The organism is Acinetobacter sp. FDAARGOS_494 (genome assembly GCF_003812225.1).
GTDB lineage: Bacteria > Pseudomonadota > Gammaproteobacteria > Pseudomonadales > Moraxellaceae > Acinetobacter > Acinetobacter baumannii.
Genome location: NZ_CP033866.1, coordinates 3,254,196 through 3,268,672 on the forward strand (window position 1 = coordinate 3,254,196; position 14,477 = coordinate 3,268,672).

Consider the following 14,477-nt stretch of genomic DNA (forward strand, 5'->3'; position numbering starts at 1 on the left):
TTAAAAAATCGCAATACAATCTTTTAGGTGATTTTCAGGAAACTAAATTGTTATGTGGCAGATGTATGGGCATGAGTTTTTAACGCTAGCTCTTATTCACTTTATGGCGGTGATTTTACCGGGACCAGATTTTGTGATTACGGTAAGGCAAAGCGTACGTTATGGCTATTTGATTGGATGTCTGACTGCAATTGGTATTGGTGTCGGGATTTCAGTACATGTTTTTTATACCCTTGTTGGGATTGGCTTTTTGATTCAACAAAGCGAATGGCTCATGTCACTGATCAGAACAGCGGGGGCAGCTTACTTAGTGTATTTAGGATGGCAGTGTTTACGTAGCCAGCCGAATACCAATATTGAAATTAATGGCCAAGCAGGTAGTGACACGCCAAGTTTATTTAAAGCGTTTACCATGGGTTTTCTTACCAATGCGTTAAACCCCAAAGCCACTATCTTTTTTCTGGCAATTTTTACGACGATTGTAAGTACGACCACACCGATGAAAGTTCAGGTTTTTTATGGGATATGGATGTGTATGGTCAATGCTATCTGGTTTATGGTGGTGAGTGTACTGTTTGCACAGCCTATCGTACGTAAAAGATTTTTGGAGTTTGGGGTTTATTTTGAGAGGGTGATGGGAGTGTTGTTGATTGGGATTGCATTGAGATTGATTTGGAGTTTGTTTGTTTAAGTTAATTTTATTTATAAGTGGATGGGGTAGCGCGACGGAGTCTTACCGTTTATACATTGGAAGAAAGTAGCTAACTCTGTTACTTTTTTTGGAAAAAGTAACCAAAAAACTTTGTCATCTACAGAACCTGCTCACTGTTTTCATCTATCAGGAAATGTTGCAAAAACATTATTTTTATAAATTATGGGCAGGCTGTAGATGACTCTTAGCACGAGCCGAAGGCTAAGCTAGGAATCAAATTTCAAATCATAAGACTCCGCCGTGATAATTACTTTAAATTGTCTAGAGTATTAATGACTTTTAGCTCGAGCCGAAGGCTAACTTAGAAATCGAATTTAAAAATAATAAGATTCCGCCGTGATAACTACTTTGACTTATTACATCTATATATGACTTTAGAGCTAAAGTAGCTTCAATAAAGAATCCATAAAAAAAGACCGCTCGAAAGCAGTCTTTTTTAATAAATTTAACTGGTACGCCTATTACGCGTCAGTTGATGTAACACCGACACCAATAAATCAATTTCTTCTGTCGTATTATAAAAAGCCAAAGATGGACGAACAGTCTGTTCGACGCCAAAGCGACGTAAAATCGGCTGAGCACAGTGATGGCCAGAACGTACGGCAATACCATGTTGATTTAAAGCTTTACCGACTTGTTCGGTTGAATAGCCTTGTAAGGTAAAGGACATTACACTGGCTTTGTGATGTGCGGTTCCGATCAAGCGTAAACCTGACACACTGCTCAGCGCATTTTGACCATATTCGAGTAGATCATGTTCATAGCGAGCAATGTTATGAATGCCTAGACTTTCGACATATTCAAGCGCAGCGCCTAAACCAACAGCATCGGCAATGTTTCCAGTTCCAGCTTCAAACTTGTTTGGTGCAGGTTGGTAAACTACTTGTTCGAAGGTCACATCCTGAATCATGTTACCGCCGCCTTCCCAAACAGGCATGCTTTCTAGCAGCTCTGGTTTTGCATAGACCGCGCCAATACCTGTTGGCCCAAACACTTTATGTCCAGAAAACACAAAAAAGTCTGCATCGAGAGCTTGTACATCAGTAGGGATGTGCGAAACAGATTGAGCACCATCAACTAAAACACGAACACCTTTGGCATGGGCAATTTTAATGACTTCAGCAACAGGTGTGACTGTGCCTAAAGCATTCGAAACTTGAGTAATCGACAGCAGTTTAGTGCGCTCATTAATCAGTTTCGGTAACTCTTCTAAAATAATCTGGCCCGTGTCATCAACAGGAATGACTCGTAATTTTGCTCCAGTTTTTTTAGTGAGTTGATACCAAGGCACAATATTGGCATGGTGTTCTAAGTGAGAAACGATGATTTCATCGCCTTCACCAATATTTTGCTCACCCCATGTTTTTGCAATCAGGTTAATCCCTTCGGTGGTGCCTCGTACAAAGATAATCTCTTTGGAAGAGGGTGCACCAATAAATCGAGCAACCACATTTCGCGCATGTTCATAGGCATCGGTTGCACGAGCTGCTAACTCATGTGCAGCACGGTGAATATTTGAGTTTTCATGCTGATAAAAATAAGCAATCCGATCAATCACACGTTGCGGTTTTTGTGTAGTTGCGGCGTTATCAAACCAGACTAATGGACGGCCATTGACGCGTTCTTGCAAAATTGGAAAATCGCGACGGATGGCATGCACATCGAGTGGTTGCGCACTGCTTACCACAAAAGTAGGTTGTGATGGTTGATAGTGACTATAACTTTGTCCACTTTGAGGCAAGTCTAAAAAATAAAATGCAGAGCTTGCTGAACTTTGGGTAGGCGTGTTCGTTGCAAAACGATCTTCCGTCAGTAATGACTTGAGCTGGTCACCATGTGGTAATTGAAATGACTGTGCAACCGAATAATTATCTTCAACACCTTTAACAGATGGTTCTGTTGCATTGGGGGCAGAAAAATCATTTAAAAAATAATAAGGTGATTCACCTGCACCCGTTGGTAAGCTGGGTTCAATGCGTGGCACATTGGGTTCACTATGAGCAGCTTGTGGTAAGTGTGGTTCAAATGGTGGGCGTGGCAAATTAGCTCCACCCACTACAGGCGCAGACGCTACAATTCGGCGTTCAGGGTAGTCTGGCAAATTTGGAATATGCTCAGGATATTCCGGATTGAGACTTTTCTGAAAGGCGATATTGGGCGCACGACCACTGAGTGCAGAAAATGGTTCACCCGGTTGCGGTGGGTGAGGTGGCGCTCCGACAGGTAAGTCCAAGTTAAGGCCCGATGAAGAAGTCGAACTGCTTGAGCTTGGCACTGCTGAAAAAAACTCATTAGCAAGTCGAGCAATGGTGGACTCATCAGGGAAGTTGGCTGGTGGGTTAACACCAGTCACTTCAGGCCCCGTTGGACTACCTTGCAGATTACTTGTAGTTAACTGGGTAGTCATGATATTTGTCCACCTCCACATCATCTAACACTGCCAAAGCATCGTCTGTTAATACTGCAAGTGAGCAATATAATGAGATTAGATACGACGCAATCGCGTTACGGTTGATTCCCATAAAACGTACTGAAAGCCCCGGTGACTGTTCACCCGCAAGACCCGGTTGGAACAAACCAACAATCCCTTGACGCTTTTCACCAACACGAAGCAGCAAGATTTTAGTTTTGCCATCTTCTACAGGAATTTTATTTGATGGAATAAGTGGAATTCCGCGCCATGTAATGAACTGCGAACCAAACAGACTAACTGTTGGAGGCGGTACACCACGGCGTGTACATTCACGGCCAAATGCTGCAATCGCATCAGGGTGTGCTAGGAAAAATCCCGGTTCTTTCCAGACTTTACGTAGCAAATCATCAAGATCATCAGGAGTGGGTGGGCCATTTAAAGTCGAAATACGTTGGTCATCTGTCACACTTGCTAGTAAACCGTATTCAGGGTTATTGATAAGCTCACTTTCTTGACGTTCTTTAATGGTTTCAATGGTTAAGCGAAGCTGTTCTTTAATTTGGTCATGTGGGCTGCTGTAAAGGTCGGCAACGCGTGTATGTACATCTAAAACAGTAGATACACCATTTAAAAAGTATTCACGTGGCTCTGGGTCATAATCAACAAAAGTTTGAGGTAAAGTTGCTTCATCACGTTGTGTGCAAGCTACTTGAATATCATCGGTATTATTGACACGGTTTAGGCGATAAATACCTGCTTCAACAGGAATCCATTGAAGTAAGTGAGTCAGCCAGCGGGGAGTAATTGTAGAAAGCTGGGGAGCTGTCTTGGTTGCATTGGCCAGTTGACGGGCCGCATGGTCCCCAAGTGCAAGTTGGGCTTTGTCTGTATTTTTCGCCATGAATCATTTTTCCTTATTACATTGGCTTTTCGAAAATAAAAATTCTAGGATGCATATAAACTAGAATTAGTTCTGGTTTTAAAATTAAAATCGCGTTATAAATTTTTTAAATACTGAGCTTATTAATGAGTTATCTATTTTCTAAATAAAAATATATTTAAACTAGAAATAAGCATTTTATTAATCTGCACGTTCTTTGTTTATTTATCTCCTTATCTATTTATTTCACATCTATAGTTTTTAACCGGCAATATGATTTTTTTGATAAGACTCATTCGGTGACTGTAAAATCTGGCTACCTGCAGCAACACTATGGGTTAGCCAGACATTTCCCCCAATGATTGATCCTCGGCCAATGGTAATACGACCTAAAATAGTCGCACCTGCATAGATCACAACGTCATCTTCAACAATTGGATGGCGTGTATAGTCTTTTTTCAAAGCGCCATCATCATTGGTTTCAAAGCGTTTCGCTCCAAGAGTCACTGCTTGATAAATACGAACGCGTTCTCCAATCACGCAAGTCTCACCAATCACCACACCCGTACCATGATCAATGAAAAATCCTTTACCGATTTGCGCACCCGGATGAATATCAATACCTGTTGCAGAGTGAGCCAACTCCGAAATAATGCGTGACAATAAAGGCACTTGAGCATAGAGCTGATGGGCAATTCGGTGATAGATAATCGCAAATATGCCCGGATAGCAGAGTAATACTTCATCTACACTATGTGCTGCTGGATCACCTTCATAAGCCGCCCGCACATCGCCGTCTAAAAGGCGCCGTATAGAGGGCAAAGTGTTGGCAAAATCCTGCACAATAGTTTGAGCAAGTTCTTGTGGCTGCTGCACTGGGCTTGAATGACTCAAATGTCGTTTCGCTTCATAATTTAAAGCCAATTGTACTTGAGCATATAAAGCTGTTAGTACCCGATTTAAAGTATAGGCAATATAAGAATCTTCAGTTTCCTGACGTAAGTCGGCAGGGCCTAAACGCATTGGAAATAAAATCCCGCACAGGTCATCTAAAATGGCCTTTAAAGCTTCTTTAGATGGAAGTTCACGGCCCCCAAATTCTTTGGTCCTGTGTTGCTGCTGACGCCAGTCATGCCTTGCTTGTTGTAAACCTTGTACAACCGCATTAATGTTCCATTGAGTCACAAGCTTTCCTTGATTCACTGAAAATTGATTGAAGTATTAGTCTTGTTGCCAAGGAAGTTGGTGGATGCGCCAGCCATTTTTCTGATTACGCTGTTGCTGTTCATTTAGATCACCTTCAAAGCCTTCAAGAACGTTATAAATGTGTTCAAAACCTGCATTAAATGCGGCTTCGGCAGCTTGTGCTGAACGGTTGCCACTACGGCATAACAAAAGAATGGTTTTGTCTTTACCAACTTTTGATTCAAGTTCTTTTAAAAAGCGTGGATTACGATTAAATGACGTGCCTGTTGCCCAAGCGACATGGATACTTTCAGGGACATAACCCACAAATTTGCGTTCTTCATTGGTACGCACATCAACTAAAACAGCTTCTCCTTGTTGTACGAGTTGCCATGCGTCAACAGGTGATAAACTGCCACTAAAATTTAGTTCGTGTTCTTGTGCATATTGCTGTGCTTTAGCAAGGATATCTTCGGCTGAAAAGGACGTATTTGAACCATTTGAGATAAAACTTTGCGGAGTTTCAGTATTTAATTTAGCGTTCATTGAATATATCCTTATCTTTGATTCAGATTGTTAAGGTTCAATTTACGCGGTTTTAAATATAAGCAAAAATAAGGAATATCTATTTATATATATTATTTTGATAAATAAGAGCGGTGAATATTTTATATAAAAAAGTATTAGTTAATCTTATAAAGTTATTAAAATAAAATAGATTTAAGAAATTTTATTATTTAGTAAAAAACCGTACAGATTAAAATAATCCGCACGGTTTTTAAAATTAAGCAAATCCACCATTTACCCGGATGACTTGAGAGTTTACCCAGCACCCATCTGGACCAGCCAGCATGGCAACTACGCCAGCAATTTCGTCAGGTGTCCCGATTCGTTCCAATGGAGCAAGTTTTGCAATAGCTGCCACTTGCTCTTCAGTTTTTCCATTGTAAAAAAGGTCAGTGCCTGTCGGGCCGGGCGCAACGGCATTTACAGTGATATTGTGTCCACGTAACTCATTTGCTAACACATGTACCAAACCTTCAACACCTGCTTTTGAAGCAATATAAGGACCATATGCCGGAAAAGATTTGGCAATTACACTGGTTGAAAGCGCAATAATCCGACCACCATCTGGCACTGTTTCGGCCGCATGCGCCAATATTAAAAACGCGCCACGTAAATTGGTATGAATCACTTTATCGAAATCTGGCAGGCTTTCAGGTGTAATTTTTGCCATAGGCATAATACCAGCACTATGAACCACAACGTCTAATTGCCCGTTAATCGCTTTAGCTTCTTGAAATAAACGGCTCACCTCATGTTCATTTGCAACGTCCGCTTGAATAGCTGAGGCTTGACCACCTTGCTCAATAATATGTTCTACAGTGGCTTGGGCATGCGCTTTATTGCCAACATAGTTAATAATCACATAAAACCCATCTTGAGCTAAGCGTTCTGCAATAGCACGGCCAATACCACGTGATGCGCCAGTAACCAGAGCTGTTTTTATTGAAATATTCATTTTTAGATTGCCTGTTTGAGTAAGTATGGCTTATTTTAATAATATAGAAATATGGGATAAATCATCAGAATTGGATAAGATAATTCCATATAAATTAATAATAGGAAGGGTTAAAAGCGAGCACCATGGATAAATTTGATACCTTGCAACTTTTTACCCGCATCGTAGAGCTGGGTAGTTTTAGTCAGGCAGCCGATCAGCTAAATATCCCACGTGCTACTGCAAGTAATGCCATTAAGGAGTTAGAGAGTAATTTACAGTGCCGTTTATTAGAGCGGACGACTCGACATGTAAGACCATCACTAGATGGACAGGCATTTTATGAGCGTTGTACACAAATATTATCGGAACTCGATGATGCCGAATCATCTTTACGCAATGTAATTGCTCAGCCCCGTGGTTTATTACGTGTCGATTTATCAGGCGCACATGCAACTAAAATTGTTTTACCCAATATAGATCAATTTCACGAGTTATACCCCGACATTGAACTGGTAATCAGTACGGGTGACCGCTTAGTTGATCTGATTAGGGAAGGGATAGACTGTGTGGTGAGAGCGGGCCGTTTAGATGATTCCACTTTAATTGCTAGACATTTGGCCGATATGCCACAAGTGATTTGTGCAAGTCCTGACTATTTAAATAAACATGGAACGCCACAGCAACCAGAAGATTTATTATCACATTATTGTGTCAATTTCTTTTCGACATCAGGCGGACGGAATTACCCATTTGAATTGATGGTGAATAGCAAAAAACAAGATTATTTTTTGAAAAGTTGGATCGCGGTAAATGATGCTGAAAACTATGTATTATCTGCCTTACAAGGGGCTGGCTTAATTCAAGTACCGCGCTACCATGTGGCAAATGAATTAAAAAATGGGCGTCTGGTTCAGGTTTTATCTGAGTGGGAAATCCCGAAGATGTCAGTTTCTGCATTATATCCGCAGCATCGGCAGCTCTCGCCACGCGTACGAGTTTTTGTCGCTTGGCTGAGTGAGTTATACACGGGCTATTTTGCCAACTTTGAATACCCGCAAAAATGAAATATCTTGCGGGTAAGTCAAAAACTAAATGATATTTTTAAGACTGATTCTGCAATTTATCTTGAGTCTTGGTCTCAAAATCGCTCGCATCATGACGTTCATGCAACTGTGTGGCTAAATCACCAAAAGTACGATTGACCATACGGCCACGTTGTACCGCAGGGCGCTCTAAAATCGCATCTGCCCAACGTTGAACATTTTTATATTGATCGACACCTAAAAACTCCGCGCCGTTATATACCCAGTTTTTAACAAGACCGCCATACCAAGGGAACGCTGCAATATCAGCGATGCTATATTCAGAACCAGCCAAATATTCGTTTTTTGCCAGATGCTGATCTAATACATCAAGTAAGCGTTTTGTTTCCATTGCAAAGCGGTTAATCGCATATTCAATTTTAACAGGGGCATAAGCATAAAAATGTCCAAAACCACCACCTAAGTAAGGTGCACTGCCCATTTGCCAGAATAACCAATTGAGGCATTCAGTACGTGCAGCAATATCAGTCGGAATGAATGCTTTAAACTTTTCAGCCAAGTAAAGCAAAATTGAGCCAGATTCAAATACTCTTAATGGCGGGTTTTGGCTATGGTCAACCAATGCTGGAATTTTAGAGTTGGGATTAATTTCTACAAAGCCACTACCAAATTGCTGTCCTTCACCAATTTTAATCAGCCAAGCATCATATTCAGCATCTTGGTGTCCTAGAGCTAAAAGCTCTTCTAATAAAATAGTGACTTTTTGACCATTAGGCGTTGCTAAAGAATAGAGCTGGAGCGGATGTTTCCCTACTGGAAGTGCATGTTCGTAACGAGCACCTGAGGTAGGTTGGTTTAAATCGGTTTTCTCTCCAGTCCATTGCCAAACTTGTGGAGGAATATAGTTTGAATCACTCATTTTTTATCTCATGTTTGGTGTAAATATAAGGATTTATTTATGTCGCAAGGCAAGCCATTTTTGTACAGACGGACGTTGCCATTGCTGTAATGCATAATTTTTTAGGCGCTCTGATACAGCATCACCATTTTGAATAAGGCGTTGCAACATCAGGGCAAGTTCAGCATCTACAATGCTCCATGAACCAAAAAGAAATTCGGCATCAGACGCAAGAAGTTTTTCTGCAACAAAGAAAAGTTTCTCGGCTGCTTTTTTGCCTTCTTCTGAAAGTGGAGTGGACTTGGGCTGAATAAAAATAACATCGGTTGGACGCTCAGTTCTTAGTGCCACTAAGTCCGATCTGAGCCATGCTTGAATTTGTCTTGCTCTTGCGCGAGCTTGAATATCTTTTGGATAAATAGCTGTGTCTGGATAAAGTTCTTCTAAATATTCCAAAATGGCAGAAGATTCTGATAAGGCAAAATCGTTATGCTCAAGTACAGGCACTTTAGCTGTTAATGACTTTTCTACGAAAGATGTTTCAAACTGGCCTTGCTGACCTAAGTCGATGGCTGCTATTTCAAATGGAATTTGTTTTTCATGTAGTCCTACAAAAACTGTAAATGCATAGGGACTTAGAAATTGTGAATCTGTATACAGCTTAAAATACTCGTTATTCATTGTTATTGTCCGTGTGATAAACAGATGGGTCTAGTCTAAGTGAGCTAAGCCAAGATTGGGTAGCTTTTTTGTGGAAAAGCTTTATCGGTTTTTGAACTAAGCTATTTCAGTGGTCAACGTTAGGGTTTAATGTGCTGAAAATGTTGACGGACAATGCTAAGCCAAGCTTGTACTGCTGGTGAGACAGGAAGATTCTTTTTCCAAGCCATCACTAAGTGCCACTGAATATTTGGTTTTTCGAGTGGCACTGCTGCAAATAAAGTTGGGTCAAGCATGTCTGTATAATATTGAGGAAGAAGCGCAATTCCCATACGTTGTAACACCATGTCTGCCAAGAGATGCCATTGGCTGGTACGGCAAGCAATGGTTGGGTAAAAACCATGCTGCTTACAAGCATCGAGAATAATACTGTTTAAAGAGAAATTTTCAGGAAACATTAAAAATGATTGGTGTTGTAGCTCTTCTAGATTTATTTTTTTGCGGGTTGCCCAAGTTGCATCACGACGTAAAAGTACCATTAAAGGGTAGTTACATAACTCGATGCTATTAAAAGTTTGTTCATCAAAAGGTTGCAATAAAACACCAACGTCTAGCTCATTATTGAGTAAAGCCTGTTCAATACCGCGTGAACCCACTTCCATAAAAGCTAATTCAATATCTGGCCATTGGCGATGAAAGTCAAATAGGGCAGTCGTTAGGAGCTGCGAACCTAAAGGTGGAACGCCAAGTTTTAAAGTACCTGTTTTTAATTGTTGATAGTTTTCTATTTCAAGAAAGATGTTTTGCTCTGCCTGAAGAAGCTCGACCGCATGTTGATAGATACGTTCTCCAATTTCGGTTAATTCAATTTGTCTTTTTCGTCCATGATCGGGTTTAACCAAAAGCTGTACCTGAAGCTGCTCTTCGAGTTGTTGTAATATTTTACTAATGGTGGGCTGAGTCAGATATAACTCTTCAGCAGTACGGGTAAAACTTTTAGTTTTAACCAGAGTAACAAAGCACTGTAATGATTTTAGAGAAAGCATAATAAAGAATAGATTATTCCATTTTGGAATAATATTAACATGAATAATTCATATTTAGCAGGTTTAACCAAGCTAGCATAATAGTGTAGTTAACCATTTAATTTCGAAAAATGAGTACTGAATCTGCTTCTGGAACACCCTCACAACCATCACTGTTCGTGTTAGTTAAACAAATTCTCATTTTGGCTGGATTTTGGTGGATCGGATATCTCTTACACCAAAAACTCGGTGTGCCTGTCTCGGCAGGTATTTTAGGTATGTTTTTATTGCTTTTATGCCTGTTCTTTAAAATTATCAAAATGGATCAGGTGGCAATGGGAGCAACTGTGGTTTTAGGTGAGCTATTACTGTTTTTTGTGCCTGTAGTCGTTGCCGTTGTCCAGTATAAAACCCTGTTTATGACCGAAGGATGGCAAATCGTCTTAAGCATTGCGGTTGGAACCATTTTAGTCATGTTAAGCACTTCACTGACTATTCATTATTACAATCGTTTGAAGGCTTACTTACAGGCTAGAAAACGTCTTCAACATAAGCATATCTAAAGAGCATAATGACATGAATATCTGGTCAATTCTTTGTCTCATCTGGACTTTGGTCGCTTATGTTGTGGCAAAGCGAATCTATCAGAAACATCCAAAACTTTGGTTATCACCCGCAATTAGTGTGCCTGTACTTACCATCATTTTGATGACGATTTTTGGAATTTCATATCAAACTTATGCTGAAGATACGCAGTGGATTGTTAATTTATTAGGTCCTGCAACGGTAGCTTTCGCTATACCGATTTATCGTTATCGGGAAACGATTCGTAAAAACCTCGGAGTTCTTACGATTGCGATTATTGTGGGCATGAGTGTAGGCGTGATGACTGCCTATAAAATGGCGCAGTGGTTCCACTTTAGCCCTGAAGTCACCAACAGTTTGATGGCACGTTCTATTTCAACACCTTTTGCCATGATTTTAGCTGAAGATATTCATGGTTCGGCGGCATTGGTTTCCCTATTTACTGTTATTACCGGTTTGGTCGGTATGATTTGTGGCGATGCAATTTTGGCAATTACTAAAATCCGTTCTAATGTGGCAAATGGTGCCGCCTTGGGTAACGCAGCGCATGGTTTTGGTACAGTTAGAGCACAGCAGCGCAATAGTGAAGAAGGGGTGATTGCCAGTTTAACCATGGTTATTGCTGGTATTTTAATGGTACTCATTGGACCATTTGCGATTCATCTATGGTTGCTGTTGTAAGGTTTACCTACATTGACTTGGCGTGCTGTTGAATAATCTTTGATAATTTTTTGATAGCTTGTTGCATTAGTTCGGGTTCAAAATCGCCTAAGCCGACAATTAAACCCGAACGTCGCCGCTCTTTTGAAAATGTCGGTGAAATTGCTTTGATGGCAATACCTGCATCGACTGCCGAGCTTGCAACGTCAATATCATTAATATGTTGAGCAAGCCATAACACCATATGCATGCCTTGATCGCCTGGCTGTAACCAAGCCAGTTCTTGAGGTATGTATTTTTCAATCAAGCCAATAATGTATTCTCGAACTTCTGCATAGACATTTCGAGTACGTCGTATATGCCGCTCTAAATAACCCTCTTGAATAAAAGCAGCCAAAACGTGCTGGTCGGCAGCAGGCGGGTGTCTATCAATTAAGACTCTAAGCCCACAAAAAGGAGCTACCAGTTCTTTAGGCAACACTGCATAGCCAAGCCTAAGCGATGGAAATAAGACTTTGCTGAAAGTCCCAAGATAAATGACTTGGTCAGGTGCCATGCCTTGCAAAGATGGGAAGGGCTGACCGTTGTAACGAAGTTCACTGTCATAATCATCTTCAATGATCCATGCATTTTGTTGTTTTGCCCAAGCTAATAAAGCTGTACGTCTTGCTAGACTCATCGGCATGCCAAGTGGATATTGGTGAGAGGGTGTTACAAAAGCAGCACGCGCATGTTTAGAAAGTTTAATTCCGGTTTCAACCTGAATGCCTTCTTCATCAACAGGAACACGCACCATTCGAATGTTTTGTACAGTATGCTCAAAAATGGCTGTTGTACCGCGATAAGCAGGATCTTCAACCCAAACTTCATCTTTCGCCTCAAATAAAATTTGGCTGCAAATATAAAGTGATTGTTGAATGCCGGGTGTAATCACAATTTGTTCAGGTTCACAGTGGACAGAACGTGACCGTCGTACATAGTCTGCTATAGCAATTCTTAGTGATAATACCCCTTGAGGTTCGCCATAACCTGATGGAGCACCTGCTCCCCGTGATCTAAATTTATTACCAAATTTACGCCAAATATCACTTGGTTGAGTACGTCCAACGGGGACAGATACCGCAAAAGGAACATGGGGAAGTGGTTTAAATTCATCAAGCACTTTGGCATATGAACGTGCCGATTTGGTCAAAGATATCGAGTTAGGTTTATTTTCTTTTGATGAATGTTGTATTACAGGTGTTTTAACCAAAGCATGAGACACATAAGTGCCAGTTCGTGGTTGAGAGTCAAACACACCTTCAGCTAAAAGCTGATCATAAGCTTCAATAATGGTTCCGCGAGCGACACCTAGGGTTAAAGCCAGTTCACGAGAAGAAGGCAATGGATCGCCGGGTTGTAAATCACCACTTTGTACAGCTTCACGTAAAGCTTGAGTCAGTTGAGCACTTATCTTTCCTTTGCTTTTATCAATCTTTGCAATAGACGGAAGTTCCACAACTTTTGCCATTCTTGCCATAATTCTGGTCTACTTAAAAAAATACAAAGTGGTTCTTTTTAATAAACCACATAAACCAGAAAATTTACAACACAAAATATAAATAGCCCTGATATTTACAGCGAGGTTTTTAGCCATGTATATCCCTGATGATTTTGCAGAAAACCGTTTGGATGTATTGCATTCTCTTATTACAGAACATCCATTTGGGGTGCTTTTTACGCATGGAAGTAATGGCTTAGATGCAAATCATCTTCCATTCGAGTTGCAAACAAATGAAGGGAAATTTGGCATGCTACATGCCCATGTGTCACGAAATAATTCTGTTTGGCAGGATATTAAAAATGGAGATGAGGTATTGGTCGTTTTTCAAGCAGGCGATGCTTATATTTCACCAAACTGGTATCCATCTAAACATGAACAGCGCAGACAAGTACCCACATGGAACTATAGGGTTGTGCATGCTTATGGCAAAGTGACGATTCGAGATGATGAGCGTTATGTTCGTGGTGTGGTGGCTCGCTTAACCCGCACCCATGAAGCTTCTCAACCTGAACCATGGAAAATGTCAGATGCACCAAAAGACTATCTTGAACCGATGTTAAAAGCCATTGTAGGTATTGAGATTGAAATTACCAAGCTGCAAGGAAAATCAAAACTTGGGCAAAACAAAGAACGCCGAGACATTTTAGGCGTGGCAGATGGCCTATCGAAATCTGGTCATCAAACTATAGCGAATGCCATGTACAGTGTGGCTGATTTAAATAAATAATTTTGAAAATATAAAAGCTTAATATCAATTGAGGAGATAAAGATGTCTTTGACTACACCTGTTGAGTTATTGGGTGAACACGTTATTTTAAAGCCGCTAGATGTAACTCAAGCTGAAGTGCTCAAAGAGGCCGTTTGTGATGGGGAGCTTTACAATCTTTGGTATACCCGTGTGCCAAGACCTGAACAGATGACTGCTGAAATTGAAAGACGTCTTGATTTGCAAAAATCCGGCTCTATGTTGCCTTTTTATATTGAAGACCGAAAAACGGGGCGAGCGCTGGGCATGACAACTCTCATGCATATTGAAGAAGCACATCGCCGTGTAGAAATTGGTTCGACGTGGTATCGAAAGTCTGCACAACGTACGCCTGTAAATACTGAATGTAAAAAGCTATTGTTGGCTCATGCATTTGAGACTTTAAACTGTATTGCGGTTGAGTTACGCACATCTTCTTTAAATGTTCAAAGTCAAGCCGCGATTGTACGCTTGGGTGCAAAGCTAGACGGTGTGCTAAGAAGCCATCAAATTGTGAAAGATGATATTTTGCGGGACACTCATGTTTACAGTATTTTAAAACATGAGTGGCCTGCGGTCCGTCAAAATCTAGAATGGCTATTGAGCAAACCGCGTTAAAAAGAA

15 protein-coding genes and 1 pseudogene are annotated in these 14,477 nt (G+C 40.7%); 7 read left to right on the forward strand and 9 right to left on the reverse strand.

Annotation, left to right across the window (positions count from 1 at the left end; genetic code table 11):
• Positions 1 to 52 precede the first annotated feature (52 nt).
• A complete protein-coding gene (locus EG365_RS15875) occupies positions 53 to 691 on the forward strand; it encodes a LysE family translocator (RefSeq protein ID WP_000267781.1) in 639 nt (212 codons plus the stop codon).
• Positions 692 to 779: 88 nt separating this feature from the next.
• A pseudogene (locus tag EG365_RS15880) lies at positions 780 to 900 on the forward strand (hypothetical protein).
• A gap of 257 nt (positions 901 to 1,157) precedes the next feature.
• On the opposite strand, the gene EG365_RS15885 reads toward EG365_RS15880, so the two are convergent.
• The 5 genes from EG365_RS15885 to EG365_RS15905 all read right to left on the reverse strand — a co-directional run bounded on the left by EG365_RS15885 (position 1,158) and on the right by EG365_RS15905 (position 6,712).
• Positions 1,158 to 3,119, reverse strand: coding sequence for a family 2A encapsulin nanocompartment cargo protein cysteine desulfurase (locus EG365_RS15885; RefSeq protein WP_000211581.1), 1,962 nt, complete (start codon positions 3,117 to 3,119; stop codon positions 1,158 to 1,160).
• Positions 3,094 to 4,026 (reverse strand): family 2A encapsulin nanocompartment shell protein, encoded by a 933-nt coding sequence (locus EG365_RS15890; protein ID WP_001107594.1) that lies wholly within the window; start codon positions 4,024 to 4,026, stop codon positions 3,094 to 3,096. Before EG365_RS15890 ends, EG365_RS15885 begins: the two co-directional genes overlap by 26 nt.
• Positions 4,027 to 4,266: 240 nt before the next feature.
• Positions 4,267 to 5,208 carry a serine O-acetyltransferase EpsC gene (epsC, locus tag EG365_RS15895; RefSeq protein ID WP_001990056.1) on the reverse strand — a complete coding sequence of 314 codons (942 nt, stop codon included), beginning with the start codon at positions 5,206 to 5,208 and terminating at the stop codon, positions 4,267 to 4,269.
• Positions 5,209 to 5,226: 18 nt separating this feature from the next.
• Positions 5,227 to 5,736: a rhodanese-like domain-containing protein gene (locus tag EG365_RS15900; RefSeq protein WP_000992243.1), complete on the reverse strand. Its 510-nt coding sequence runs from the start codon at positions 5,734 to 5,736 to the stop codon at positions 5,227 to 5,229.
• A 238-nt stretch (positions 5,737 to 5,974) separates the two neighbouring features.
• Positions 5,975 to 6,712, reverse strand: a complete 738-nt coding sequence (locus tag EG365_RS15905) for an SDR family oxidoreductase (RefSeq protein ID WP_001027014.1) — start codon at positions 6,710 to 6,712, stop codon at positions 5,975 to 5,977.
• A gap of 125 nt (positions 6,713 to 6,837) precedes the next feature.
• Here EG365_RS15905 and EG365_RS15910 point away from each other — a divergent pair, with 125 nt between their 5' ends.
• Entirely contained in the window at positions 6,838 to 7,758 is a 921-nt protein-coding gene (locus EG365_RS15910; RefSeq protein WP_000357072.1) for a LysR family transcriptional regulator, read from the forward strand.
• A gap of 37 nt (positions 7,759 to 7,795) precedes the next feature.
• Here EG365_RS15910 and yghU read toward each other — a convergent pair whose 3' ends face one another.
• The 3 genes from yghU to EG365_RS15925 form a co-directional block, all read right to left on the reverse strand.
• The gene (yghU, locus tag EG365_RS15915) at positions 7,796 to 8,656 is read right to left on the reverse strand and encodes a glutathione-dependent disulfide-bond oxidoreductase (RefSeq protein WP_001285211.1); all 861 of its coding nucleotides are present in this window, start codon (positions 8,654 to 8,656) and stop codon (positions 7,796 to 7,798) included.
• Between the two features lie 33 nt (positions 8,657 to 8,689).
• Positions 8,690 to 9,316, reverse strand: a complete 627-nt coding sequence (gene yfcF, locus EG365_RS15920; protein WP_001058575.1) for a glutathione transferase — start codon at positions 9,314 to 9,316, stop codon at positions 8,690 to 8,692.
• Positions 9,317 to 9,435: 119 nt separating this feature from the next.
• Positions 9,436 to 10,341, reverse strand: a complete 906-nt coding sequence (locus EG365_RS15925) for a LysR family transcriptional regulator (RefSeq protein ID WP_000949917.1) — start codon at positions 10,339 to 10,341, stop codon at positions 9,436 to 9,438.
• 110 nt (positions 10,342 to 10,451) lie between these two features.
• On the opposite strand from EG365_RS15925, the gene EG365_RS15930 reads away from it, so the two are divergent.
• Both EG365_RS15930 and EG365_RS15935 read left to right on the forward strand, forming a co-directional pair.
• Entirely contained in the window at positions 10,452 to 10,883 is a 432-nt protein-coding gene (locus tag EG365_RS15930) for a CidA/LrgA family protein (protein ID WP_000102767.1), read from the forward strand.
• A gap of 13 nt (positions 10,884 to 10,896) precedes the next feature.
• A complete protein-coding gene (locus EG365_RS15935) occupies positions 10,897 to 11,586 on the forward strand; it encodes an LrgB family protein (protein ID WP_001028710.1) in 690 nt (229 codons plus the stop codon).
• A gap of 7 nt (positions 11,587 to 11,593) precedes the next feature.
• On the opposite strand, the gene EG365_RS15940 is transcribed toward EG365_RS15935, so the two are convergent.
• Positions 11,594 to 13,084 (reverse strand): PLP-dependent aminotransferase family protein, encoded by a 1,491-nt coding sequence (locus tag EG365_RS15940; protein ID WP_000113406.1) that lies wholly within the window; start codon positions 13,082 to 13,084, stop codon positions 11,594 to 11,596.
• A gap of 115 nt (positions 13,085 to 13,199) precedes the next feature.
• Here EG365_RS15940 and EG365_RS15945 point away from each other — a divergent pair, with 115 nt between their 5' ends.
• Both EG365_RS15945 and EG365_RS15950 read left to right on the forward strand, forming a co-directional pair.
• Positions 13,200 to 13,835 carry an FMN-binding negative transcriptional regulator gene (locus tag EG365_RS15945; RefSeq protein WP_000275765.1) on the forward strand — a complete coding sequence of 212 codons (636 nt, stop codon included), beginning with the start codon at positions 13,200 to 13,202 and terminating at the stop codon, positions 13,833 to 13,835.
• Positions 13,836 to 13,877: 42 nt separating this feature from the next.
• Positions 13,878 to 14,471: a GNAT family N-acetyltransferase gene (locus tag EG365_RS15950; RefSeq protein WP_000060340.1), complete on the forward strand. Its 594-nt coding sequence runs from the start codon at positions 13,878 to 13,880 to the stop codon at positions 14,469 to 14,471.
• Positions 14,472 to 14,477: the final 6 nt, after the last annotated feature.